Below are 23,844 nucleotides of genomic sequence, written 5' to 3'. Positions count from 1 at the left end.
TCATTTCGGCTGAAAATCCTGGATGATCTTCACCGTATACAGGACCACACACTGGTTTTTCAGGCCCTCGGACAAAAGCGCCAGCCCCGCGACGAGATGCGACGACAGAACGCCCGGACACAGCTTGACGATCAGGAGAATGGCAAAGCAGCTGGTGATCACGGCGATGATCAGGATGGGGCACCACGTCTCCAGGCCGAATTTCTTGGCGTCATAGGACATCTGCATCGCCAGAAAATTATCCACCAAGATCAGCATTCCCAGGCCCGGGGACAGGTATGGCAGGACGCTCTGCCTGCACAGCAGCACGATGGCGCCCAGCACCAGCAGGAGCAGCCCGCAGGCAAGGTCGTATTGGAAGGCCAGGCAGTAAAGGTCGCTGGAGAAGAACCCGATCATCTTGATGACGCCGTAGACGAGCAGCACCACGCCGCTGGTGATGCAGACCGCCGCCGGCGGGATCTCGGGAAGTATCATATACAGAACGCCCGCAATGTAAAAGACAACCGATATCATCAGATATCCGTTCCGTGCCAGCTTCACTCGTTTCAAGGAACCTCTCCCCTTCCTTTTCCACAGATGTCCCGCAAATTTCTATGTGCGCTGTTTTTTGAATCTCCGCCTGTCAGCGCTCCGCGCCGGAAGATGCCGTCTCTCTGCCCTCATCCTCCATCTGCGCCTCCCGCAGGGCCGGTGTGCGGTCCTTCTTTCTCCACGTTTTGGGCGGCGGGGCCTTTCTCCAATGGCGGCTGGTCCTGTTGAACAGCGGTTCGCACACACAGAGGATGGAGGGCGTGACCACCATGCTCATCACAGCGGAGATCAGCGCGCCCCGGGCCAGCATGGTGCAGATGGAGCCGATGAGGTCGATGGAGGAGACAAAGGAGACGCCCAGCGTGGCGCAGAACAACACCAGCGCGCTGGTGATGATGGAGGAATCCGAGGAGGAGGCCGCGATATGGATGGCCTCCATCCGGTCCTTTCCCTTCCGCAGCTCCTCCTGGAAGCGGGTGGTCATCAGGATGGCATAATCCACCGTGGCGCCCAGCTGGACGCAGCTGATGATGGTGGGTGCGATAAAGGGCACGGCGGTTCCGGTGAAATAGGACGCGCCCTGGTTCATGAAGATCGCCAGCTCAATGGCCGCCACCAGCACCAGCGGCACGGTGAGGGACTGGAACACGATGGCCACGATGAGGAAGATCGCCGCTACGGAGAGGTCGTTTGCCACGCTGAAATCCACGGCGGTGGTCTCGATCAGGTCGTTGGTCATGGCGCCCTCGCCGGTGATCATGGCCTGGGGGTCATAGGTCTTGAGGATGCCGTTCAGCGTCTCCAACTGGGCCGCCACCTCGTCGGAGGCCGTAGCATAGCTGGAGTTGACCATCATCATCTGGTAGCCGCCCTGCTTCAGCATGTCCCGCACCGCCTCCGGGATGAAGAAATCCGGGATACCGGTGCCCAGCATGGCGTGGTAGGAGACCACGGACGTCACACCCTCCACGTTTTTGATCTCATTTTCCAGGACGTTCATATCCGTGGCGGAGATATCGTCCCGCAGGATGATAAAGTGGGAGGTCGCCATGTCAAACTCATTCTTCAGCTTCTCGTTGGCCACGATGGAGGGCAGGTCCTCCGGCAGGGATTCGTCCAGCTTGTAGTAGATCTCCGCGTGATTCTGCGCATAGATGGAGGGGATGAACAGCAGCAGAAAGAGCACGAAAAACAGCTTCCGGTGGCGGAGGATGAAGGTATTGGCTCTATCGAAGCTGGGCAGCAGGTTCTTGTGGCGGTGCCTGTCGATCTGCTTGTCAAACAGCAGCACCAGCGCGGGCAGGATCAGCACCACCGTCGCCACGCCCAGCACGACGCCCTTCGCCATCACCAGGCCGATGTCCCGGCCCAGGGTCAGGCGCATGGAGCACAGAGCCAGGAAACCGGCGATGGTGGTCAGGCTGCTGCCGGAGAGGGACGTGAACGCCGCCACGATGGCCTTCGCCATGGCGTCCCGGTTGTCCTCGTAATGGGCCCGTTCCTCCTCATAGCGGTGGTAGAGGAAGATGGAGTAGTCCATGGAGACGCCCAGCTGCAAAACCGCCGCAATGGCCTTGGTGATGTACGAGATCTCGCCCAGGAAGATGTTGGTGCCGAAATTATAGAGGATGGCGATGCCGATGCCGCCCAGGAACAGGAAGGGCAGCACGGTGGATTCCAGCGTCAGCATCATGGCCGCCAGGGCCAGCACCACCGCCAGCCCCACGAAGATGGGCAGCTCGCTGTCCATCAGGTCCTTGGTGTCCTTCATCACCACAGAGAACCCCGCCAGGAAGCACCGCTCATTGCTGATGGAACGGATGGTATCGATGGCGGCCATGGTCTCGTCCGAGGCGCCGCCCTTCTCATACTGGATGATGATCATGGTAGCGTCGCCGGAGAAAAACATATCCCGAAAGCTGGCCGGGATCATCTCCGTGGGGATCTGGATGCCCACCATGTTGCTCACCCAGACGGCGCTGCTGACGCCGGGCACCTCCTTGATCTCGTTGATGAGGTCGTTGGTGTATCCGGCGGGCATCCCCTCCACGATGAGCATACTGGTGGCGGCCATGTGGAAGGGCTCCTCCAGCAGCCGCTCGCCCTGGACAGACTCCAGGTCGGCGGGCAGGTAGGACAGGATATCGTAGTTGACACGGGTGGCAATGAACCCCAGCGCCGAGGGAATCATCAGCAATACAGCGGCCAGCGCCACCAATTTCGGTTTTCGTGTCAGCCAGTGGGCAATTTTTTCAAGCAATGGGAACAGCCTCCGTTCTCAAAATGGCTGGATTCAATGGAAGATGCCGGTGACCGCATTCCAGAAGTCCTGGAACATCCGGGCGATCCGGCCCCAGAAGGTGGTGCTCTCCCCGGTGTTGACACCGGCCGCCTCCGTATCGCCGGAATCCGCCTGGATCTCCTGGGAGCGGATCAGGATCTGAATGCTCTGAGGCGCCCCGTTCCGCTCTGAGGTCAGGGAGACCGGCTGGGCGGAGGCGTCCATTAAGAGCATGTTGTTTATATCGCCGGTATACTCGTGCCAGGTGTCCTCAATGATCTCGTTGACAGCGTCCTTGGCGGTCTTGACATCGCCCACGGCGTCCGTGCTGTGGGCGGTCTTTCGCAGCGTCGCCGCCAGGTTTTCCAGGCTCTTCCTGGTACCCTCGTCCAGCTGGCTGCCGGAGGTCTTTGCCAGGGAGCGGAAGGAGGTCAGGAACCCATGGGTGTCGTCCACCGTGGCCACCATGTCCCGCACCAGGGTCTTGGTGTCCCGCAGCGTATCCCGCAGGCCGGGGACCTGGTCGTTGATGGTGTCGTCCAAGTCCTCCAGATCGTCCAGCAGGTCCTCCGCCCGGTCCAGGATGTCCCGGCCCACATCGGCGGTGCCGTTCAGGTGGCCCAGGGCGGTGTCGGTCTTCCCCACCAGACTGCCGAGATCGCCGGTCAGTCCGCCGCTGCCCATATGCTCCAGAAGCGCGCTGAGATTTTCCAGCAGGCCGGTGACCTTGGCAAGGTCATAGTCGCCGTTCAGCTCTGAAAGCAGCTTGCCGGTCTGGGCGTAGGCCGCTTTCTTTTCCAGGATTGCCGCGATGTCGGCCTGGGCGGGGTTTTGAAGCTGGTTGATGTCATTCAGCATCAGTATGGCGGTGAAGAAGTCCGCCTTGGTCATGGGCTTCTCCGTCCCGCCGCAGACGGCGGTATACACCTGCTGCATGACAAGGGCCTGCTCATAGGCGGCGGCTGCGGCCCGCTGCTGCTCGCTCCCGGCCTTCATCGCCGCCAGCACCTGCTGCAAAGCGGCTGCCTTATCCAGCGGCTGTCCCGCCGCTGCGGATTGCCGTATCGTCTCGGCCACGGCGGTCTCCACAGCGATGACGGCGGCCTGCATCTGGGCAAGCTGTCCAGCAGCCTGCTCCGGGGTGAGTGACATCCCTTTTTGTGCCGCCGAGACCATGATGGCGGCTGCGGCGAACTGCTCATAGCCGATGGCGCTGTTGACCGCTCCCTGGCCGTCAGTCCCCGCCACGGCGGCAAAGGCGCCCTCCAGCGCATTCACCTGCTTCAGCACCTCATCCAGCCGCCGGTCCTGGACCTTGATGTTTTGCTGTATCCTCTCCGGCAGCTCGGAGATCAGTCCGCCGTTGATGCGGATATCCAGCAGCTTCAGGGTGCCCCGGATCTCATCCAGGCTGGCCTGCAGCCTCTTCAGGTCCTCTCCCAGCTTTTTCAGATGGTCCTGCATGTCTCCGGTGCCGCCGCGGATAGTTCGGATATCCCGCTGCAAATCCTGCAGGCAGTCGTCCAGATCATCCAGTTCTCTCTGGAGGCCCACGGCGGTATCGGTCAGATCCGACATAGAATCCGTCACCTCGGTGACAGCGTCGTCCGCGTCGTCCAAATGGCCGGGCAGCGTGTTCAGCGAGCCGTTCAGCTTTTCCAGATCGTCCAGCACCCTGTCGCCGTCATCATAGATCTGGCCCTTTCCGGAGGAGATGGTATCCCGCGCCCGGTTCAGCTCATCCAGGCCGTCCGCGGTGGCCCGCAGGCTGCCGCCCAGGGAGGCAAAGGAATCCAGCAGCGTGTCCAGGCTGCCGGAGAGCTTGTTGTAGTCCTCCTCCAGGTCGTCCTTCCGCTGGGACAGCTTGGTGATCTCCTCCAGCTGGGCCAGGGTGGCGGGGACCATCATGAACGTCATGCCGCCGAAGGAGAAGTCCTCCGACCCCACCCGGATGACGAAATGCTGCTCCTCGCCGGGCAGGGCGATGAACAGCACCGACCGCAGGTTGCCGATAAGCTGCACCTGAGCTCCGGGCGCTTCCAGGGAGAGGATGTCGTCCTGGTTGAACATGGCCACGGCCTCCAGCGTATAGTTGTTCCGGGCGTATTCACCGGCGTTCTCATTGGGCACGATGTCCAGCTTGATCTCCACCACGCCGGTCTTTCCCGCCAGATCCTCCGCCTTGGCGGGCACGCCGTTGAGGGTATAGGAGATGGCGATGGTCCAGGGCAGTTCCGCAAAGGGCCGCGCGGTCTTGCCCTCAAAATAAAAGTGGGAGGGCGCGCCGGCGCCGTCAAATCGGAATTCGGTGGCGCCGTCCAGCCTTGTGGGCGCGGTCCCGTCGGTGAGGTTCACCACCTCGTCGTAGACACCGTAGTCCGTCAGCGTGGTGGCGCCGTTGAGGACATAGCTCTTTACCACACTGCCCTCGGTGAGATTGCCATAGTAGTCCAGGGTGGCATAATATGCCTCGTCATAGGACGGCGCCACACCGTCGCCGATCGGCTCCGCGGCAGACGCCGCCGGGATGACAGAGGCGGCTGTCAGGCAGGCCAATGCCGCCGCTGTCAGCTGCCGGACCTGAATGGGGTGCTTGGATCTCATAGGGAAATTCCTCCATTTCTCGATTGGTTTTACAGATGATTTTTGATGGAATGCTTTCGGCTGCTTTACTTTTCAGCCAATATCGGCTATACTGGCCGTGTAAAAAGCAGCGGTGGGTATGCGCACCCTGCCGCTGCTGAGGTCCCAGTCCATGGGGTATCGCGGATAGGAGGCAGGCATGAACCGGACGGAAAAGTTGATCGTGGACGCATTTGAACAGCTCCTGGCGGAAAAGCCCCTGAGCAAGATCACAGTGCGGGAGATCGTCGACCGCTGCGGCGTCAACCGGAACACGTTTTACTACCACTTTCAGGATATCCCCACCCTGTTGGAGCGCATCGTGAAGGAGAAAGCCGACGAGATCCTGCAAAATCATGGCCAGCCGGGGTCCCTGGTGGACTGCATCCACCTGATGATCCAATATTGCGCCTCCTACCGGAGGTCTATCCTGCACATCTACCGCTCCGTCCAGCGGGAGGTCTTTCTGCAAACGCTGGAGCATGTAGCGCTGTATGTGGTGGAGGAGTTCGTGACCGCCGCCACAGAGGATCTTTCCATCCGTGCCGAGGACCGTCAGCTCCTGATCCGCTACTACAAATGTACACTGATCGGCGTCATTCTGGACTGGCTGGACGCGGGGATGAACTATGATTTGCCAGCGGCCTCCGCCCGCGTCTGCGACCTGTTCGCCGGTTCCTCCAGGCGGGCCTTCCTCAAATGTGCCGCCGAACAGCCGCAGCTCTGAACGGCCGCCTTGCTGTTTTTCCGTTTCCATCCATTGCGGTTTTATTTTATCGGCGCTGAAAAAATGCGGCAATGGGCAAACCTCCTGCGGTTGTCTAAAATTTAGACAATTGCTCCCGTTTGCCTAAAAGCCGGGCGGAGGCCGGACCTCCCCGCAGCACAGCTGGGCGGCACGCCCGCCCCTCAGCGCCGAAGGCTGCCGGAGCGGACCGCTGCGCATCTGAAAACGGCCCTGGACGGGGACGGCACGCCGGTCTTTTCTTGTATCCCGGCCTGATGCAGAGGAACTTGAAAATCATTGAAAACCACCATCGTAAAAAGGACGATTTCTTTTGAAATCGTCCTTTTTACCAGCTCCGCCGGGTCCGTGGTGCCCGCAGGTGCGCACCCTTTTCGGCATATAAATGCATATTTATTCGGCATTTTGTCAAAAAATTGTCAGGATTCCTTAGTTAATTTAAAGACAATTGCACGTATCTTACAAAATTTTTTTTTGTGAAAGTCAAAAATTGCATGGTGCAAACAATTTCTGTTTGTTCGTCTAAAAAAGTTTTACCAGAATGTTGCATTTGCGTAAATCCAACGTTATACTTACGTTAACAAGGTTTGTACCGTGGTCCCACGGTACAGAGTAGAAGGAGGAGACCCCCGTATGAGCAGATTAGAGGTCAAGATGCCCGGTCAGGCACAGGCCGTGGTGGAACAGCTGTACCGCAATATGGAGCGGCGGATTGCGGCCAGTCCCCCGGGCCTGTGTCCGGTGGATATGGCCCTGAATTTTTTGAACCTGTGCCAGGCTCAGACCTGCGGCAAGTGCGTGCCCTGCCGCATCGGCCTCGCCCAGCTCTCCAACATGATCCGGGAGGTGCTGGACGGCGAGCCGAATATCAGCATCCTGCGCCGCATTGAAAGCACCGCGCAAGTCATCGTGGACACGGCGGACTGCGCCATCGGTATCGACGCTGCCAATTTGGTACTGATGGGCCTGAAGGGCTTCCGGGATGATTACGAGGAGCACATCCTCCACCACCGCTGCCTGGGAACGCTGAAAAACCCGGTGCCCTGTGTTGCCCTGTGCCCCGCGGGCGTGGACATCCCCGGCTATATCTCCCTGGTGAACGAAGGCCGCTGCGCCGACGCGGTGCGGCTCATCCGGAAGGACAATCCCTTCCCCACCGCCTGCGCCTACATCTGCGAGCACCCCTGCGAGGCCCGCTGCCGCCGCAACATGGTGGACGACGCGCTGAACATCCGCGGCCTCAAGCGGTACGCTGTGGACCACGCCGGAGATGTTCCCCAGCCGAAAAAGGCGGCTGCCACCGGCAGGTCCGTGGCCATTGTCGGCGGCGGTCCCGGCGGCCTCTCCGCCGCCTACTATCTGGCGCTGATGGGCCATAAGGTCACTGTGTATGAAAAGCAGAGCAAGCTGGGCGGCATGATGCGCTACGGCATCCCCAGCTACCGTTTCCCCCGGGAAAAGCTGGATGCGGAGATCGCATCCATCCTGTCCCTGGGCATTGAGGTACATACCGGCATCAAGGTGGGCCAGGATATCACCTTTGACCAGCTGAAAAAGGAATATGACTGCCTGTACATCTCCATCGGCGCCCATACCGACAAAAAGACCGGCATCGAGGGCGAGGACAGCGCGGGCGTCATCTCCGCTGTGGAGATGCTGCGCCGCATTGGAGACGAGGAGATGCCCGACTTTACAGGGCAGAACGTGGTGGTCATCGGCGGCGGCAACGTGGCCATGGACGTGACCCGCAGCGCTGTCCGCCTGGGTGCGAAAAAGGTCACCTGCGTCTACCGCCGCCGCCAGGAGGATATGACGGCCCAGCAGGAGGAGGTGGAGGGCGCCATTGCCGAGGGCGCCGAGGTCCTGACTCTCCAGGCGCCTCTGAAGATCGAAGCGGATGAGAGCGGCCATGTGACCGCCCTGTGGACCCAGCCTCAGATCATCGGCGAGATCGACAAGGCAGGCCGTCCCCGGCCCAACACCGCCGATGTGGAGCCTCTGCGCATCCCGGCGGACACGGTCATCGTCGCCATCGGCCAGGGCATCGAGTCCCGGGGCCTGGAGGAGAGCGGCATCAAGATCCAGCGCGGCGGCAATGTGGCGGCCAACACCAGCACCCAGATCCCCGATATGGAGGGCGTGTTTGCCGGAGGCGACTGCGTCACCGGCCCCGCCACGGTCATCCGCGCCATCGCCGCCGGCAAGGCGGCAGCGGCCAATATCGATGAATATATGGGCTTCAACCATGAGATCAAGGTGGACATCAAGGTGCCCACGGCCTGCAGCAAGGGTCTCCGGCCCAGCGGCCGCGTGAACCCCAGTGAGCGGGACGCCAGCGAGCGGAAGTGCGACTTCCAATGCATCGAGTGCGGCATGACGGACGAGGAGGCCCATCAGGAATCCTCCCGCTGCCTGCGGTGTGACCACTTTGGATATGGAATCTTTAAGGGAGGACGTGTGGAAAAATGGTAACGTTCAAGATCAACGACCGGGAGCTGTCCGCCGCCAAGGGCACCACCATCCTGGAGGCCGCTGAAAAGGCCGGCATCCCCATCCCCCATCTGTGCTTCCTGAAGGAGATCAATGAGATCGCCGCCTGCCGCATGTGCATGGTGGAGATCGAAGGGATCAACCGCCTGGTCCCCGCCTGCAACACGGAGGTTTTGGAGGGCATGGTCATTCAGACCAACTCTCCCCGCGTCCGGCAGGCCCGCAAGACCAATCTGCGGCTGATCCTCAGCCAGCACAACTCCAACTGCACGGTCTGCGTCCGCAGCGGTAATTGCGAGCTGCAAAAGCTGTCCCACGACCTGAATATCCATTACCAGCCCTACGATGTACAGCCGGAGCGGTCTCAGGTGGACCTGAGTGTCCCCATCGTCCGGGAGGCCAGCAAGTGCATCAAGTGTATGCGCTGCGTGCAGGTCTGCGACAAAATCCAGGGCATGCACATCTGGGACGTGGCGGGCACCGGCTCCCGCACCACGGTGGACGTCAGCTATAACCGCCATCTGAAGAATACGGACTGCACCTTCTGCGGCCAGTGTGTCACCCACTGCCCCACCGGCGCGCTGACAGTCCGGGATGACACCAACCGGGTGCTGCGGGCCCTGGCGGACCCGGAGGTCACCACGGTGGTCCAGGTGGCCCCGGCGGTCCGGGTGGCCTGGGCGGAGACCTTCGGCCTCACGCCCAAGCAGGCTACCACCGGCCGCATGGTGGCGGCGCTGAAGCGCATCGGCTTTGATTACGTGTTCGACACCAACTTTGCCGCGGATCTGACCATTATGGAGGAGGGCAGCGAGTTTATCGAGCGGTTCACCCACCGGGGTAAATACCGCTGGCCTATGTTCACCTCCTGCTGCCCCGGCTGGGTCAGCTTCCTAAAGACGCAGTTCCCCTCTTATAAGGAAAATCTCTCCACCGCCAAATCCCCCCAGCAGATGTTCGGCGCGGTGGCCAAGAGCTACTTCGCGGAAAAGATGGGCATCGACCCCAAAAAGATGTGCGTGGTCTCCATCATGCCCTGCTCCGCCAAAAAGGCGGAGAGCGAGTGGCCCTCCATGCGGGATGCCTGCGGCGATCCTGACGTGGATGTGGTCCTGACCACCCGGGAGATGGTGCGCCTGTTCCGCAGCGACTGCATCGTCCCCTCGGACCTGGAGGAGGAGCCATTCGACAGTCCTCTCGGCACCGGCACCGGCGCGGCGGTGATCTTCGGCGCCACCGGCGGCGTCATGGACGCGGCCCTGCGCAGCGCCTATTACCTGGCGACCGGCAAAAATCCCGATCCCGATGCCTTCTCGGCGGTCCGGGGCAGCAAGTCCTGGAAAGAGGCCACCTTTGCCATTCCCGGCGCCGGCGATGTCCGGGTGGCGGTGGTCAGCGGCCTGGGCAACACCCGGAAGCTGATGGAGGCCGTGGACAGCGGCGAGGTGGACTATGACTTCGTGGAGGTCATGGCCTGTCCCGGCGGCTGCGCTGGAGGCGGCGGACAGCCCATCCATGAGGGCATGGAGATGGCGGCGTCCCGCAGCAGCCAGCTGTGGAAGCTGGATGCAAAAGCGCCTATCCGGTTCTCCCATGAGAACCCGGATGTCCAGGCCCTGTACCGCGCCTATCTGAAAAAGCCCCTGGGAGAAAAGAGCCATCATCTGCTCCATACCAAACACGAATAAGGGGCGGGTCATGCCGCTGCAAGCAAAAAACAAGTGGGACGGTCATAGACCGTCCCACTTGTTTTTTGAGATTTATCCCACGATGTTTTCGCAGAAGCGGGAGAGGATCACCGCGAACTGGGCGCGGGTGGCGGTGCCGGTGGGATCCAGGGTCCCGGCGGCGGTGCCGCCCACGATGTCGTTGGCCACGGACCAGCTCATGGCGTCCCTGGCGTAAGCGGCCACGGAGGCGTGGTCCGGGAACCGGGTCAGGTCGGCGGTGCCGGAGGTCTTATAGCCCATTCTGGCCGCGTAGCGGTACAGGATGGTCACCAGCTGCTGGCGGGAAACCGCGCGGCCGGGGAAGGTGCCGTCGGAGATGCCGTTGTCCACGGCCCAGCTCCTGGCCTCCGCCATGTTGGCGGGGTCAGCGCCGGACAGGCGGGCCAGGATCATCCACAGCTGCTGGCGGGACACATCGCCGCCGGGGTTGAAGGTGTCGGCACTGGTGCCGTTCATGTAGCCCTTCTCAAAGGCCCAGTCGATGGCGTCCTCGGCCCAGTAGCCGTCGGGCACGTCGATGAAGTTCACCTGCTCTTCGACCTTGGCGAACACGGCCTCCACTTCCACCTTGCTGGCGGGCATGGTGAAGGTATACTTGGTGTCGCTCTTTTTCTTCAGCTTCACGCTGTCGCCGTTCTTGTCGGTGACGGTCAGCTCATCCAGCTCGTAGCCCTTGTCAGGCTTCACGGTGATGGTGACGGTGTCGCCCTTGGAAGCGCTCTTGGGGGAGACGGTCACATCGCCGTGCTTGCTCTTCTCCACGGTGATGGAGTAGGAGGAAGAACCGGAGCCGGAACCGCCGCCGGAGGAGGACTTTTTGTAGACGCTCACAGTGCAGGAGTCAGAACACACGACCTTTCCCTGGTCGGTGATGGTAACTGTGATCACAGCGTCGCCGGAGGCCACACCGGTGACAACACCCTTTTCGTCCACAGAGGCAATCTTTTTATCACTTGATGTCCATTCCACAACGCCATAGCTCTCCAGCTCGGACGGGGTGACGGTCATGGTCAGCGCAAGGGTCTTTCCCACCTTTACGGAACTGCTCGCCGGAGAGACAGAGACGCTGGCAGTCACAACGGTCACATTGCCCTGTTCATCCTTGGTCGTTGCCAATCCTTCGGGGATAAAGCTGGTTGTTGCCTGGCCGTCTGTTGTCGGCTCAGATTTGCTGTGCATGGGGTCAAACCCTTCAAAGGTTCCGCCGGTAACAGTGATTTTGGCGGTTCCATTTTTGAAGTTCGCATCAAGGCAGTTCAGCACAAAATCGTCCGGCTGAGCCGTGCTGTACTTCTGTTGGACGGAGAAGTGTCCACCCTTTACCGTCAATTCGCCCTCAAGCACATAAACAGCGTGGACATTGCCAGTAAAGGTGCCGTTCTCAATGGTGCATTTGCCGCCATCCTGCAGATCGACCGCATAGCAGTCATTTTCCTTCGCCTGCATGGTGCCGCTGCCTTTGATGGTCAAATTTCCGTTTGCCCCCACGCTGATAAGGGACCATTTGCCCTCACTTTCTTTCCAAATATCCTGTGTGTTATAAATCTTATGCTGGGCCAGGTCCAGGGTAATGGTTTTGTCGGTAACCGTCACAGGGGCGGTGAGGTCAACATCTTGCAGCAGGACCACAGTATCGTTGTCGTTGGCAGCATCAACGGCTTCCTGCAGGGTCTTGTATCCCTTCTTGCCGATCCTGGCGACAAATACGTCTGCATCCGTATTGATCTCGACGGTGTATCTGCCATTTTCATCAAGTGTAGTGGTAGGCTGGTAACCCTCAGCGCAGAACTCGGCGGAAACCACTGTGGAGAAGGAACCGCCGGAGACTACGGGGATTTTAGTTGCAGAGTTTTTCAGCTGCACGTTGATCGCCGCACTGCCGCTGGCACCGATAAACTCTCCGTCCTTGATCTCAATGCTCTTTACATGATTGCAGTCCCCATTACTGGTATACTCCAGCAGGGCATCCCCCTTCTCACTGACAAACTTTCCGCCTGTGACCGCAACTTGGATGTCACCCTGATAACCGGAACGGTTGATAACCGACAGCGCCGCGCCATCAAGCACATTGCCAGATGCCGCATACGTGTAATCTGTCAGTGTGTTTGTTCACGTTGCGGTGATCGTGCCGCCGCTGATGTTTGCAGTTCCGGCACAAATCTGGACCCCTACCAGGCCAGTGATATTGCCGCCCTCGATATTCAGGGTTCCGAGTTGAGACTGGAAAATACCAACGCCATCGTTGGCATCTGTATGGGTAATATTCGCACCATCATAAACGTTGATGAGTGTGCCGCCGTTGTTTGTGGTTGCATTCTTTGTTCCATTTCCAGCCACGCCATAATACAGGCCCTTCACAGTACCATAAATATCAGCCTGTGCCACATTGCCAAAAACGCCGACGCCAGCATAAGAAGAACTTTCGATCACCGCATCTTTCGCAATTACGACCGTGGCATTCACTTTATTGGACTGTTCCGCGGAATAATCTGCTTCCACACTGACTGCGCCGTTGTCGCTGGCAGAAAGTCCCGTTGTCTTGATCGTACCATTCTGGATGGTCAGCTTACCACCCTTTACCACAATCACAGACCCGCGGTTACCGCTTGTCTTTGTGTAGGTATTGCCTCCCAAATCGAGAGTGACCGCAGTGTCCGCTGTCTTTTCAAATTCAATCAATTCGCTGGAATTTTCAACGGATTTCAGAAGCTTTACGGTATCCCCGTCCTTGGCAACCTTAATAGCCTCTGACAAGGTAGTGTAGCCCACAGAGCCGATCTGGGCGACAGCGTTATCGGCAACGCCAATGGTATACTTACCATTTTCGTCCTGAACAGTCGTGCTGCCTGCGGGAACATAGTCCTTCACATCATTGGAGAACGTGCCGCCGGTCACCTGAACCGTTGCGCCTTCAGCTCCCTGCTTATTGATTACCGTCGAACCACCGGATGCTGTAAATGTACCGCCGGAAATCTCGACTGTACCCATATCTCCGCTGGCACCATTCATGGTTCCAATCGCCGTACTCCCTGTGGAGGTAAAGGTACCGTCAGTGATCGTCAGCTTTCCTTGGTTCAGGCATTCATCGCCAGCGGTATTACTGGTATCTCTTCCATTCAGCACAACCGCATGATTCGTCTGAACGTTAAACTCACCGCCGCTGATCTCTGCGACGTTCCAGTTCAGTACAGCAGCCTGATCCGTGTTGCTGAATGTGCCGCCGCTGATGGATACAGTACCGCCGTCATCATTCTTAATGGTATTCTTGCCGCCGGTAAAAGTGCCGCTTTCAATAGTCAAGCTGGGGTTTTCCGCATTTGTTCCAGAGACATGACCTGTTCTTTCATCGCTGCTACTATACTTCTGGTAGCCATTCTCGATCATGCTGGAATAAGTGCTTTTAGATGTTACGGCAACGTCCCCGCTGATGGTCATCGTTCCGTGATTCAAAAGGACGTACCAGCTGTTTCCATTGGCGCCGGCATTCGTCCCCGCCTCTTTACTGCGTGTATAAGAACCACCATTCAGAATCGCCGTTCCGTTGTTGAATACGGCGGCCCGGCCATTGCTCACATTGTCCACAGTGCCAGAGCCGACAACGGTAAGGGTGGCCTCCTTCGTTACATAGATCGTGTCCTTTACCTCACTTGCTGCATCGTTGGTCAGCTTTTTTCCATTGAGGTCAAGCGTAACTTCCTTGCTCGCAGGAATTACAACATTGGCCGTGATATCGGCATTCAGTTTGATATAGCCGCCCTTTTCGACCGCCGCAGTCAGCTCCTTCGCAGTGGCGACCACGTAGGGATCATCTTTCGTACCAGTGCCGCTCGCTTCCAGCAGCTCCGCCTCAGGGGTGAACAGCGCCATCAGGGCGTCCAGCTTGGCGGTGTCCAGCTCTCCGTCCAGCGCCCCCACAGCCTCCATCAGGCCGCGGACCTCAGCATAGACGGTGCCCACCGCGTCGGGGTCAGACTCCATCAGCGCCTCAACGGCTTCCGCCTCCGGCAGCGCATCGATGCGGGCCTGGAGCAGCTCCGCCTCGGTGGGTTCCACCGGCTCCTCCTCGGCTCCGGAACCTCCTGGGACCTCCTCACCGCTATCCGGCGCCTCTGTCTCTTCGACCGGAGCGGTCTGCTCCGTCTCCGGCTCGTTCCCCGCTGTTTCTTCCGCTAATGCCGTTGTGGGTATGAACGTCAACAACATCACGAATGCGAGGAATCCTGCTAAAAATTTGTTTTTCCTCATGTTATTCACTCCTTTTTTCATATTCCACCAGACATCATTCCCGGAGGAAAGTTTCGGGAATAGGATGCCCCAGAGTCCCTGCTCCCGCAAGGACCTCCGATATTTTCTCCTCTGTGGAAACACCCGATATTTCCGGTTCCACAGCAAAGACCTCTGTTTGATCCGGCGGCCGATACCTCTCCACGCGGTCAGGCTTGACCCTTCCAGCGCAGGCGGAACAGCCGCACTTCCGCAGCCCTGCCCCGAAGTAGATGGCAGTTCTTCACATATGCCCGCTGAGACACGCCCATCAGATTTTCCGATGGCTCCGTGCCGTCACCATCTCCGGGGGCAGCGGCCTGTTTTTGACTGGGTGCTATTATTGAAACAGGCCGGGCTTTTCGTTCTCCACACAATCGCTATAGAAAGCCATTCGCAATCCATCACCTCCCTCCGTTGTGTGGACAACATAAACATTTTGTCTATCCATCTGGATGATGCAATGCAAAAAAACAGTTCACTGCTAAGGCAGGGAGCCAATAGGACGCAGAAAAAACAGAACCGTTTACACTTTCACCATGCGACGGTTTATTTTGTCATATCTAAATACGAGAAATTATCTTGTCTTTACTGCGATTGCATGGTAAAATGAAAAAGCTAGTATGTATCTTTTCACATGTGCTGCGACAAAATGTTTACTTTGTCTACGACACCAGTTTCAGCCGGTCCAGCTGCCTCCGGTGCTCCGCGCCGGTGGAGACCAAGTAGATGCGGGTGGTCTCGATGCTGGAATGGCCCAGCACGTCCGCCAGCTTTACGATATCCTTACAGGCCCTGTAAAAGGCCGTGGCGAAAAGGTGCCGCAGGTTGTGTGGGAATACCTTGGACGGCTCCACGCCTGCGTGCCTGCACAGCCGCTTCATCTCCGCCCAGATCTGCTTTCGCGACAGGCTGCTGCCGCTTCTGGTGAGAAAGATCTCACCGGAGGCGGTCTTTTGCTTTGCGGCGTATTTCAGGAGCTTCCGGCACAGCTTGGCGGGCAGGAGAATGGTGCGGATCTTTCCTTTCAGCGAGATCTCCGCCCGGCCTGCCTTTGCCGCCTCTACGGTGATATACCGCACTTCACTGACCCGGATGCCCGTGGCGCAGATGGCCTCCATCAGCAGGGCCAGCCGCTCCTGTCCCCGGGTCCGGGCCGCGGCGGTCAGGGTGTCATAGTCGCTTCGTGACAGCTCCCGGCCAGGAGTTCGGAACATCTGCCGCTGGACTTTCAAAAACTTCACCCGGCAGTCCTCCCAGCCCAGGAAACGGAACAGGCTGTTGAGGGCTGCAAGCATGGCGTTGATGGTGGACGGCGTGTAATGCCGGGACAGCAGGCACTCCTTCCATTCCGTCACCGCCTCTTTCGTAACACACCTCCCATCCAGCCAAACGGCAAAAGCGCACACATCCCGCAGGTACTTTTCCACAGTGCCCTGGGCACGTTCCTCCGTGTAAAGATATCTGCCAAATCCATCCTGTTTCTCTTTTGTAAGCAGCTTTGTCATAGAGATCCCTCCTCTTTCGTGATGCTCTTATTCTACCTTGAGCCGAGGCGGTTATACGAGCAGCCGTTTCATCCCACCGGAGCCGCCGCAAAATTTCCCTGAAATCGTCTCATCTTCTTTCCCAATCCCGCGGGGCGTGGTATAATCAGTTTATCATAGTTGTTATAGTCAATTAACTCGAAAAATCGCATGGGATTTTTCAAGCAGGCGATGCCCGCTGTGCGTAAAGCGCACAGCGATTGACTATGAAATGCAAATCGAGGCCGCGGTCCGCGGCCTGTCACAGCGCACATGTGCTGTGACACTTGAAACGTGAATTGATCACTTTTCAAATGATTTGATGATAACAGGAGTTCTTATGCCAAACTGTTCCATCGCGCTCAGCGCAAATGCCGGCATCTCCCTGACATTTGGTCAGGTGCGGATCTGGGTGGATGCCGTGCATCAAAAAAAGACAGGCCCTTTCTCCACAGTGACCCCCGCCCTTTGGGAGCAGATGCAGCACTGTGCGGCCTTTGAAGCCCCAGATTTTATTTTTTTTACCCACTGTCACCCGGACCATTACGCTAAGCCACTGACGGAGCAGGCCAAAAAACGCTGGCCCCAGACCCAATTGATCCTGCCGGAGCCGGAATTTGACGACCAGCTGCTGTTGCGCGGGGGCGGCATCCATTTTCAGGTCTCCAGCCTGTCCTTTCATTTTTTCCACCTGCCCCACGAGGGCGCACAGTACACCTCTGTCCCCCACTATGGCCTGCTCCTATCCGACGGCAGGTTTCAGATCTTGATCCCCGGGGACTGCGAGCTGGCAAGTCCCGTTCTGGCACAGCGGCTCGCAGACGTTTCCGTCGATCTGGCGATCCTGGATTTCCCCTGGATCACCCTGCGGAAAGGCCGCGATTTTATCCAGCAGGTGATCCGGCCCAAGCATCTGCTGGTCCATCACCTTCCTTTTGCGCAGGATGACAGCATCGGATACCGCCGGGCCGCTGAAAAATCCGCGAAACTCCTCCCGGAGGTCCCGGACATCCGGCTTTTGACAGAGCCGCTTCAAATAGAAACACTGTAAAAAATCTAGTCGTTGAATGGATCGAGCTTTTAGCGCAAGAAAAATATTCAGAAGCCTTAGATCTTATTTTGAAAGATAATACACAAACAATAGACGGAACGATATGGATATGGGCACTGGAAAGACTGGAAGCAGCTGTTTTTACGTACGGTCTGCCGTGGTTTACAAAGGAGGATATGAACCGAGCGTTTGGAGCCGATTGTCCTGTTGACTATAAAGTGACTTCTATTCTGCATGATCCAGACAAGGACAGGCTGTTGGAAGATATCGAAGCATCCATAGACCTTTATGATGATGCCGTGTCGCCGGAGACGGCTCAAACATGGGGAACCACCAAATTGGATTATAAGAATATTATTGGTGATATTCTATTTGATGGGGTGCCTCTTGATGGAGCACGAAGCGATTTAACGGCTCTATTTTGGATCAAAAAAGTAAACGAAAAGGACATCACATTGGTCTTTCGTGATTTACATGTTATGTAAACTTTTAGTTTATCAGGCAGTTATCCATGGCAGATACCCGCTTATCTGGACACTTTGACGGAAGATATAGAAAGTCAACTTTGCATAACACCAAAAGTAATCATGGGTAGAAATTTTTCCGAATGCCACATTGACAAATCCACCGGCATCCGCTATATTATCTAATACAACTTAAAAAGGACGTTGAAGGGAAGAAAGATCAGCACTTCCCCATTTCAGAGAGCCGGTGGTCGCTGTGAACCGGTATGCGGTGCTGATGGATAACTGTTCCCGGAGTCGATGACCCGAACCCATGCGCAGTAGGGCCGTCCGGCTGACCCCGTTACAGGTCCAGGCCTTGTTGGAGGCTGCAGAGGGCTGACGCGCAAGCGTCCGCTAAACCAGGGTGGTACCGTGTAATTTTTTACACCCCTGACCAGACGATGGTCAGGGGTGTTTCTCTTTGCCCTCTGACAGATCGAATTTGCCTTTCAGGAGGAACACAGACATGAACGGATTTGAAAAGTACATCCCCTTCGTACCCCAGCCCATCGAAAACCGAACCTGGCCGGATAACGTCATCACCCACGCGCCCATCTGGTGCTCCGTGGACCTGCGGGACGGCAACCAGGCTCTGATCGATCCCATGAACATGGAGGAAAAGCTGTCCATGTTCCACATGCTGGTGGACGAGATCGGGGTGAAGGAGATTGAGATCGGCTTCCCCTCTGCTTCCGACACCGACTACGAGATCTGCCGGGAGCTGATCGAGGGCGGTCACATCCCCGACGACGTGACCATCCAAGTGCTGGTCCAGGCCCGGCCCCATCTGATCAAAAAGACCTTTGAGGCCATCCGGGGCGCCAAGCACGTCATCCTCCACTTCTACAACTCCACCTCCACCCTCCAGCGGGAAGTGGTGTTCCGCACAGACGTGGAGGGCGTGAAAAAGATTGCCACCGACGCCGCCGACCTGATCTATGAGATGGCAGGTCCGGTCATTGAGGCCGGAATGGACCTGCGCTATGAATACTCCCCCGAGTCCTTCATGGGCACGGAGATGGACGCCGCCGTGGACATCTGCGCCGCTGTTCTGGACTGCCTTCACGCCGACGCGGACCGCAGAGTCATCCTCAACCTGCCCACCACCGTGGAAAACTGCCTGCCCAACCAGTTCGCCGACGAGCTAGAGTACTTTCTCCGCAAGCTGCCTGGCCGGGAGCGGGCCATCATCTCCCTCCATCCCCACAACGACCGCGGCACCGGCGTGGCCACCACGGAGATCGGCCTGCTGGCCGGCGCGGAGCGTGTGGAGGCCTGCCTCTTCGGAAACGGCGAGCGCACCGGAAACGTGGACCTCATCACCGTGGCCCTGAACATGCATGTCCAGGGCATTGATTCCCATTTGGATTTCAGCCACATGGACCGCATCATCCAGCTGTACGAGCGCTGCACCAAGATGAAGGTGCCCGAGCGGCAGCCCTACGGCGGCGACCTGGTGTTCACCGCTTTCTCCGGCAGCCATCAGGACGCCATCAACAAGGGCTTCAACTATATGGAGGAGACCCACACCCACAAGTGGATGGTCCCCTATCTGCCCATCGACCCGACGGACCTGGGCCGCGCCTACGAACCGGTGCGCATCAACTCCCAGTCCGGCAAGGGCGGCGCCGCCTTTATCATGAACCACAAATTCGGCTTTGACATGCCCAAGGCCATGCATCCCGAGTTCGGTGAGATCGTCCAGCGGGAGTCCGACAAGGAGGGCGTGGAGCTGAAGCCCGAGATCCTCTACCGACTCTTCGAGGAGGAGTACCTGAAGGTGGACGGCCCCTATCGCCTCATCAGCGACCACTTGACCTCCAATGTGGAGAACGGCGTGGCCGTCTCCCACTTCTACGGCAAGATCCGGCACAAGGACACGGTCTTTGAGGTCAACGGCGACGGCAACGGTCCCATCGACGCGTTCTTCAATGCCATCCGGCACGAGCGCATGAACCGCTACCACTTTATCGACTACAAGGAGCACGCCATCAGCCGGGGCTCCGACTCCACCGCCGTGGCGTATATCCACCTCCAAACCGCCGACGGCAAAGATGTTTTCGGTGTTGGCATGGACCCCAATATCTCCGTGGCGTCCATCAAGGGCATCATCTGCGCCATCAACCGCGGCAAGCGGCTGGAGTCCATGCGGAAGCACGAAGGGCAGTAAGGTCCAGGCAAACCATATGCGCCCTCCTTTGAATGCCTCTAAAAGGCGCCCTGTATTTCGCCAGTTTGAAACCCAGTCAGCATTGAAACGATTTTTGGATAAATCGAAAAATTAGCTGTTGACAATTCCCTGCCTGTCTGCTATACTGTCAAATGTTCCGGTTTGGGGGTATAGCTCAGCTGGGAGCCGTAACCGCGCAAGCGCGTACCCCCAAATGAGCGACAGCACAAGACCCAAACCGACAACTTAACATTGTTTCCTTGTTAGTTCGACATGAACAATTTTTCTCCTCGAAAGAAATTTTGAGGAGGCATACACGGGGGTATAGCTCAGCTGGGAGCCCAGCACAAGCGTGTAACGGCCCCCGTCCAAAATTAAATAAATGCACTTTCCCACACCTGGGGGTATAGCTCAGCTGGGAGAGCGCTTGAATGGCATTCAAGAGGTCAGCGGTTCGATCCCGCTTATCTCCACCATCTCAAGGGAAAGTGCTTTTCCTCGCTCCTGCAAAGGAGCGAGGTTTTGTTTTATGCGGCAATCGTAACGATGTCCGTTCCGAAACTGAACTGCTCAAAGTCGATATTGAAATCAATGTGCAGCTTATAGCCCCGGTAGACCTCCACCCGCTTGATCAGGCAGTTGACGATCATTTTCTTTGCCTCAAGGCTGGCCGCGTCGTACATGTCGGCCCAGGAAATGATGTCGTCGTATTGGGCGTTCAGTGACGCCATCACCGCCTGTCCTTCGTCATAGGCGGCCTGGGCCTCCTCAAGCTGTTTCTGAACTTCGAGACACTTTGTCTCAGCCTCCGCCACCATTGAGCCCAGCAGCTCCTTTGAAAAGGCGCTTTCCCCGCGCAGGGCCTTGATGACTTCGGCCTTTAGCATATCCAGCTCGGCGGCAGCCTTTGCGTGTTCAGCCTTGACGGTGCGGAGCAGCCCTTTCCGTTCCTCCATCTTTTCGCGGTATCGGACATTGACGATTTCTTCCTTGGGGATGGACTTCATGCGCTCAAAGATCTGGCGCACGATTTTATCAATGATACCGTCAAGGACGTGGGCTGTGTACCCTGTCTGGCCGTCGCACTCGGTCTGCTTGCGGGTTTTGCCATAGCAGATATAGCGGATGCGTTTGACGATCCGATTTGGATCTTCCTTGCAGGGGTACGCTTTGCCGCTGGTGGTGAGGTTGAGCCGGGAGCCACAATGTCCGCAAAAGACGTTGCCGGACAGGAGGGACTGGCCCCCTATGTTGCGGGGAACGGTGCGCTCCTGCTCGGAGGCGTTGGCCCGGTTGGTGCGGATATGCTGGGCGGCTTCAAACAGCTCCGGGGAAATGATTTGTAAGTGGGGCAACACCTGGGAGCGGCTTTCTCCGCTCCGCAGTACGCCGGTATAGGTGAGGTTGCAGATGATCCCCCGGATCGTGGCGTGGTGCCATTTCTTGCCCGTTCTGGCCCGGTAGCCCTGATTGTTCAGATAGGTTGCGATCCGCTGGGCCCCGTAGCCCTCCCGCACATACTTTTCAAAAATGATCCGCACTACGGCGGCCTCCGTTTCGTTGAGGGCCAGCTCGTAAAGCTCATGCTTGCGCTTGTTCAAACGACCGCTTTTTACAAGGTCGTACCCATAGGGAGCAATCCCGCCCTTAAAGCCGCCGTCCTCGACGATCTGACCGAGGGCGGTTTTTGTGCGGATAGAGGTTTTTTCACTCTCACCATCGGCTTGCCAGAAACGGATGTAGTTGGTGAGCTTGTCGGTATGATTGTCAAACCGCTGCTCCCCCTCTTGGGTGCTCCAGACCCGGACGCCGTTCTTCACGAACCATTCCACCACAAAAGGCGTTTCGTCCGCGATGCGCCCGATGCGGTCAAACATGAACACCAGCAGAATATCAAACTTGCCCTGCTTGGCGTGTTCCTTGATGATCTGGAGCTTATCGCGGTTTTCAGCGCGTACCTTATGGCCGGACACGCCGTCCTCCTGTTCTTCGTGAATGATCGTCCAGCCCTTTTCCTCCGCAAAGCGGTGACAGGCTTTACGCTGCATAGGGATGTCGGCCTGGCTTTTATCGTTGTAATCCACCTGCTTGTCGGTGGACACTCTGTAAAGACAATAAACTCGGTTTTCCATTGTATTGACCCGTCCTTTCAAAATGATTTGTTTTGAGAAGGGCGTTTCAATACACAGGAGATATGCACTTTTCAAGGTACATGAGGTTTACCCCCACATATATTATCCCTCTGTCCGGGGGATATTGCAAGGATGCCTTTGGGCCGGGGGCCAGGGGTGCTGGCAACAAAAGCCGAGAGTAGAATTTGTTTTACATGAGTGATGGCTGCCGGATCACCGGCATTGGCAAAAGTAGCGGAAACTTCGTAGCCGTCAATGGAAAAGACGGCATCACGTTTTGTCTTTGGCATGAGAAACCTCCTCGGAACAGTCGGATCGGCTTCTCCTCCCATAGTCCGTTTGGGAGAAATGCGGCTTACTCCATCAAAGTATTTTGGCCTTTGGGACAAAGTGTCTCGTTGTCAGTAGGGGCTCCGCTCGAAGATGGCCTTGGCCTCCGGGATGGTGTAGCAGTCAAAGTCATCCGTGAGGGCCGCCATCACACGGCGGATCTCCCTGGACGAAAAACCGCACCGATGCATCGCGGAAATAACATAGCCCCGACAGGCTCCATCGCTCCATGCCTCAGTGAGTTGGGCGGCCAATTCCTGCGTCAGACTCATATTGCAGACCTCCTTTATAGGTGGGGAGCGCCACGCTCCCGTGTTGACCCGTCATAAGACAGCAAATAACGGCGTGGCGCTCCCCGGTTGGTCGAGGGAGAAAAACTCCTCTCATATACCAAAGTCAGATATAGGCGTTTTGAGGGGGAGTAATCAGAAATTTTCTTTCAGATATTTCCGCATGGCCGTCAGTCCAGCCCGGACGGACTCACGGATAGAACTCCAATCCACTCCCTCGGCGCGGGCAATTTCCCGATAACTCATGCCAAGGATAACATGGGCGTCCACCCGGCGGCCCTGCACTTCCGGCAAGGTATTCAGCGCGTTCCACAGGTGATAAAACAGCTCCATCCGCTCCAAAAGCTCCTGGGGCGTGGGCTCATGCAGACAGGCGGAATATTCGATCCCGTCGTCACAGTCAAGGGAATACTGCGCCTTGTTCCGGGTGACACGGCGCTGGTGAGCGGCCTCGGCCCGTCTACCGGCCCGGAGCTCCTCGGCCACTTCGTCAGTGACCTCGATAAACTGATCCTCTATGTACCACGGGTAAAACTCCCGCAAATTGATGGTTGTCATTTGTAATTCCTCCGTTCAGATTTTGGGGTTGAGTGGTCTGGACGGAGGAACGGCGGGGAGCGGCACCCGACAGGATATGGGGAAATTCGACAAAGAAAAACGCCCGCCTGCACATGGCAGACGAGCGAAATAGAATTAAAAGAAGTATTTACATGATTTGCATATTCATCTTCATCGGCAGGGTATCCCGCTCGCTGGGTCAGGCTTTTTTTGAGCGGATTACCTTTGTCGGATTTTGTCGATATAGAATTGGCTTCATGGCGGCTACCTCCTGTTAGCCGCCGTAGCTATGAGCGATCAGCCATTGCCTCGATTGTGAGATAAAGAAAACAGCGGCTTTGATCTGTAAAAAAGCAGAGCCGATAACAGCAGTTTGAAATCTGCTTGTTATCGGCTCTGCGTCTGTGCGTCTGGCTCAATTACAACCTCGATATTCAGTTCTTTCTCGTTAATGATTGTTTCGTGTTTGCACTTCGGACAATACAGAGGAAAATTTTTTAGTTCCGTATCATTTCGTACTCGTGTGCGGGTTTTGTTCCCACATACAGGGCATCTTACCCAATATTCTTTTTTCACGCTATCCATCCGACATTCACCTTACCATATTTCTTGCACC

Annotated in this window: 17 protein-coding genes, 1 tRNA gene and 1 other annotated feature; of the genes, 7 read left to right on the top strand and 11 right to left on the bottom strand. The window is 57.4% G+C overall.

Features of this window, described 5'->3' with window-relative positions:
• The 3 genes from Q0Z71_RS10160 to Q0Z71_RS10150 form a co-directional block, all read right to left on the bottom strand.
• Complete coding sequence (locus Q0Z71_RS10160) at positions 1–543, bottom strand: DUF308 domain-containing protein (RefSeq protein ID WP_298021998.1); 543 nt, start codon at positions 541–543, stop codon at positions 1–3.
• Positions 544–625: 82 nt separating this feature from the next.
• On the bottom strand, positions 626–2,794 hold the full coding sequence (locus tag Q0Z71_RS10155; protein WP_298021867.1) for an RND family transporter: 2,169 nt from the start codon (positions 2,792–2,794) through the stop codon (positions 626–628).
• Between the two features lie 33 nt (positions 2,795–2,827).
• On the bottom strand, positions 2,828–5,419 hold the full coding sequence (locus Q0Z71_RS10150) for a hypothetical protein (RefSeq protein ID WP_298021864.1): 2,592 nt from the start codon (positions 5,417–5,419) through the stop codon (positions 2,828–2,830).
• Positions 5,420–5,597: 178 nt separating this feature from the next.
• Between Q0Z71_RS10150 and Q0Z71_RS10145 the strand changes: the two genes are divergently transcribed.
• From Q0Z71_RS10145 to Q0Z71_RS10135, 3 genes are all read left to right on the top strand, one after another.
• Positions 5,598–6,164, top strand: a complete 567-nt coding sequence (locus Q0Z71_RS10145; protein WP_298021861.1) for a TetR/AcrR family transcriptional regulator — start codon at positions 5,598–5,600, stop codon at positions 6,162–6,164.
• Between the two features lie 651 nt (positions 6,165–6,815).
• The gene (locus tag Q0Z71_RS10140; protein ID WP_298021859.1) at positions 6,816–8,654 is read left to right on the top strand and encodes an NAD(P)-binding protein; all 1,839 of its coding nucleotides are present in this window, start codon (positions 6,816–6,818) and stop codon (positions 8,652–8,654) included.
• Positions 8,648–10,360: an NADH-dependent [FeFe] hydrogenase, group A6 gene (locus Q0Z71_RS10135; protein ID WP_298021856.1), complete on the top strand. Its 1,713-nt coding sequence runs from the start codon at positions 8,648–8,650 to the stop codon at positions 10,358–10,360. Before Q0Z71_RS10140 ends, Q0Z71_RS10135 begins: the two co-directional genes overlap by 7 nt.
• Before the next feature lie 72 nt (positions 10,361–10,432).
• On the opposite strand, the gene Q0Z71_RS10130 is transcribed toward Q0Z71_RS10135, so the two are convergent.
• The 3 genes from Q0Z71_RS10130 to Q0Z71_RS10120 all read right to left on the bottom strand — a co-directional run bounded on the left by Q0Z71_RS10130 (position 10,433) and on the right by Q0Z71_RS10120 (position 16,173).
• Positions 10,433–12,469, bottom strand: coding sequence for an S-layer homology domain-containing protein (locus tag Q0Z71_RS10130; protein WP_298021853.1), 2,037 nt, complete (start codon positions 12,467–12,469; stop codon positions 10,433–10,435).
• Between the two features lie 42 nt (positions 12,470–12,511).
• On the bottom strand, positions 12,512–14,647 hold the full coding sequence (locus Q0Z71_RS10125) for a hypothetical protein (protein ID WP_298021850.1): 2,136 nt from the start codon (positions 14,645–14,647) through the stop codon (positions 12,512–12,514).
• A 683-nt stretch (positions 14,648–15,330) separates the two neighbouring features.
• Positions 15,331–16,173 carry a tyrosine-type recombinase/integrase gene (locus Q0Z71_RS10120; protein ID WP_298021847.1) on the bottom strand — a complete coding sequence of 281 codons (843 nt, stop codon included), beginning with the start codon at positions 16,171–16,173 and terminating at the stop codon, positions 15,331–15,333.
• Between the two features lie 358 nt (positions 16,174–16,531).
• Here Q0Z71_RS10120 and Q0Z71_RS10115 point away from each other — a divergent pair, with 358 nt between their 5' ends.
• The 4 genes from Q0Z71_RS10115 to Q0Z71_RS10100 all read left to right on the top strand — a co-directional run bounded on the left by Q0Z71_RS10115 (position 16,532) and on the right by Q0Z71_RS10100 (position 20,394).
• Entirely contained in the window at positions 16,532–17,242 is a 711-nt protein-coding gene (locus Q0Z71_RS10115; RefSeq protein WP_298021844.1) for a hypothetical protein, read from the top strand.
• Between the two features lie 176 nt (positions 17,243–17,418).
• Positions 17,419–17,727, top strand: a complete 309-nt coding sequence (locus Q0Z71_RS10110) for a hypothetical protein (RefSeq protein WP_298021840.1) — start codon at positions 17,419–17,421, stop codon at positions 17,725–17,727.
• 174 nt (positions 17,728–17,901) lie between these two features.
• Positions 17,902–18,143: a binding site (T-box leader), on the top strand.
• A gap of 71 nt (positions 18,144–18,214) precedes the next feature.
• The gene (locus Q0Z71_RS10105) at positions 18,215–19,918 is read left to right on the top strand and encodes a 2-isopropylmalate synthase (protein WP_298021837.1); all 1,704 of its coding nucleotides are present in this window, start codon (positions 18,215–18,217) and stop codon (positions 19,916–19,918) included.
• A 400-nt stretch (positions 19,919–20,318) separates the two neighbouring features.
• Positions 20,319–20,394: transfer RNA gene (locus tag Q0Z71_RS10100), tRNA-Ala, on the top strand.
• A 51-nt stretch (positions 20,395–20,445) separates the two neighbouring features.
• Here the strand turns inward: Q0Z71_RS10100 and Q0Z71_RS10095 are convergent.
• The 5 genes from Q0Z71_RS10095 to Q0Z71_RS10075 form a co-directional block, all read right to left on the bottom strand.
• Positions 20,446–22,050, bottom strand: a complete 1,605-nt coding sequence (locus Q0Z71_RS10095) for a recombinase family protein (RefSeq protein WP_298021834.1) — start codon at positions 22,048–22,050, stop codon at positions 20,446–20,448.
• A gap of 71 nt (positions 22,051–22,121) precedes the next feature.
• Positions 22,122–22,340: a hypothetical protein gene (locus Q0Z71_RS10090; protein ID WP_298021831.1), complete on the bottom strand. Its 219-nt coding sequence runs from the start codon at positions 22,338–22,340 to the stop codon at positions 22,122–22,124.
• A 111-nt stretch (positions 22,341–22,451) separates the two neighbouring features.
• Positions 22,452–22,652: a hypothetical protein gene (locus Q0Z71_RS10085; protein WP_298021828.1), complete on the bottom strand. Its 201-nt coding sequence runs from the start codon at positions 22,650–22,652 to the stop codon at positions 22,452–22,454.
• A gap of 153 nt (positions 22,653–22,805) precedes the next feature.
• Positions 22,806–23,228, bottom strand: coding sequence for an RNA polymerase sigma factor (locus Q0Z71_RS10080; RefSeq protein ID WP_298021825.1), 423 nt, complete (start codon positions 23,226–23,228; stop codon positions 22,806–22,808).
• A gap of 387 nt (positions 23,229–23,615) precedes the next feature.
• Positions 23,616–23,804 carry a cysteine-rich KTR domain-containing protein gene (locus Q0Z71_RS10075; protein WP_298021994.1) on the bottom strand — a complete coding sequence of 63 codons (189 nt, stop codon included), beginning with the start codon at positions 23,802–23,804 and terminating at the stop codon, positions 23,616–23,618.
• Positions 23,805–23,844: the final 40 nt, after the last annotated feature.

The organism is uncultured Dysosmobacter sp. (assembly GCF_947631635.1).
In the GTDB taxonomy this organism is placed as follows: Bacteria; Bacillota; Clostridia; order Oscillospirales; family Oscillospiraceae; genus Oscillibacter.
The sequence above is the reverse complement of the archived record's forward strand: the minus strand, read 5'-3'. Positions and strand labels throughout refer to the sequence as shown.

Bases quoted from the DNA above. Each gene is read 5' to 3' on its own strand.
- Q0Z71_RS10090 (WP_298021831.1), bottom strand. From the start codon at position 22,340: ATGCCAAAGACAAAACGTGATGCCGTCTTTTCCATTGACGGCTACGAA.
- Q0Z71_RS10125 (WP_298021850.1), bottom strand. From the start codon at position 14,647: ATGAGGAAAAACAAATTTTTAGCAGGATTCCTCGCATTCGTGATGTTG.
- Q0Z71_RS10120 (WP_298021847.1), bottom strand. From the start codon at position 16,173: ATGACAAAGCTGCTTACAAAAGAGAAACAGGATGGATTTGGCAGATAT.
- Q0Z71_RS10115 (WP_298021844.1), top strand. From the start codon at position 16,532: ATGCCAAACTGTTCCATCGCGCTCAGCGCAAATGCCGGCATCTCCCTG.
- Q0Z71_RS10085 (WP_298021828.1), bottom strand. From the start codon at position 22,652: ATGAGTCTGACGCAGGAATTGGCCGCCCAACTCACTGAGGCATGGAGC.
- Q0Z71_RS10135 (WP_298021856.1), top strand. From the start codon at position 8,648: ATGGTAACGTTCAAGATCAACGACCGGGAGCTGTCCGCCGCCAAGGGC.
- Q0Z71_RS10140 (WP_298021859.1), top strand. From the start codon at position 6,816: ATGAGCAGATTAGAGGTCAAGATGCCCGGTCAGGCACAGGCCGTGGTG.
- Q0Z71_RS10145 (WP_298021861.1), top strand. From the start codon at position 5,598: ATGAACCGGACGGAAAAGTTGATCGTGGACGCATTTGAACAGCTCCTG.
- Q0Z71_RS10110 (WP_298021840.1), top strand. From the start codon at position 17,419: ATGAACCGAGCGTTTGGAGCCGATTGTCCTGTTGACTATAAAGTGACT.
- Q0Z71_RS10150 (WP_298021864.1), bottom strand. From the start codon at position 5,419: ATGAGATCCAAGCACCCCATTCAGGTCCGGCAGCTGACAGCGGCGGCA.
- Q0Z71_RS10105 (WP_298021837.1), top strand. From the start codon at position 18,215: ATGAACGGATTTGAAAAGTACATCCCCTTCGTACCCCAGCCCATCGAA.
- Q0Z71_RS10095 (WP_298021834.1), bottom strand. From the start codon at position 22,050: ATGGAAAACCGAGTTTATTGTCTTTACAGAGTGTCCACCGACAAGCAG.
- Q0Z71_RS10080 (WP_298021825.1), bottom strand. From the start codon at position 23,228: ATGACAACCATCAATTTGCGGGAGTTTTACCCGTGGTACATAGAGGAT.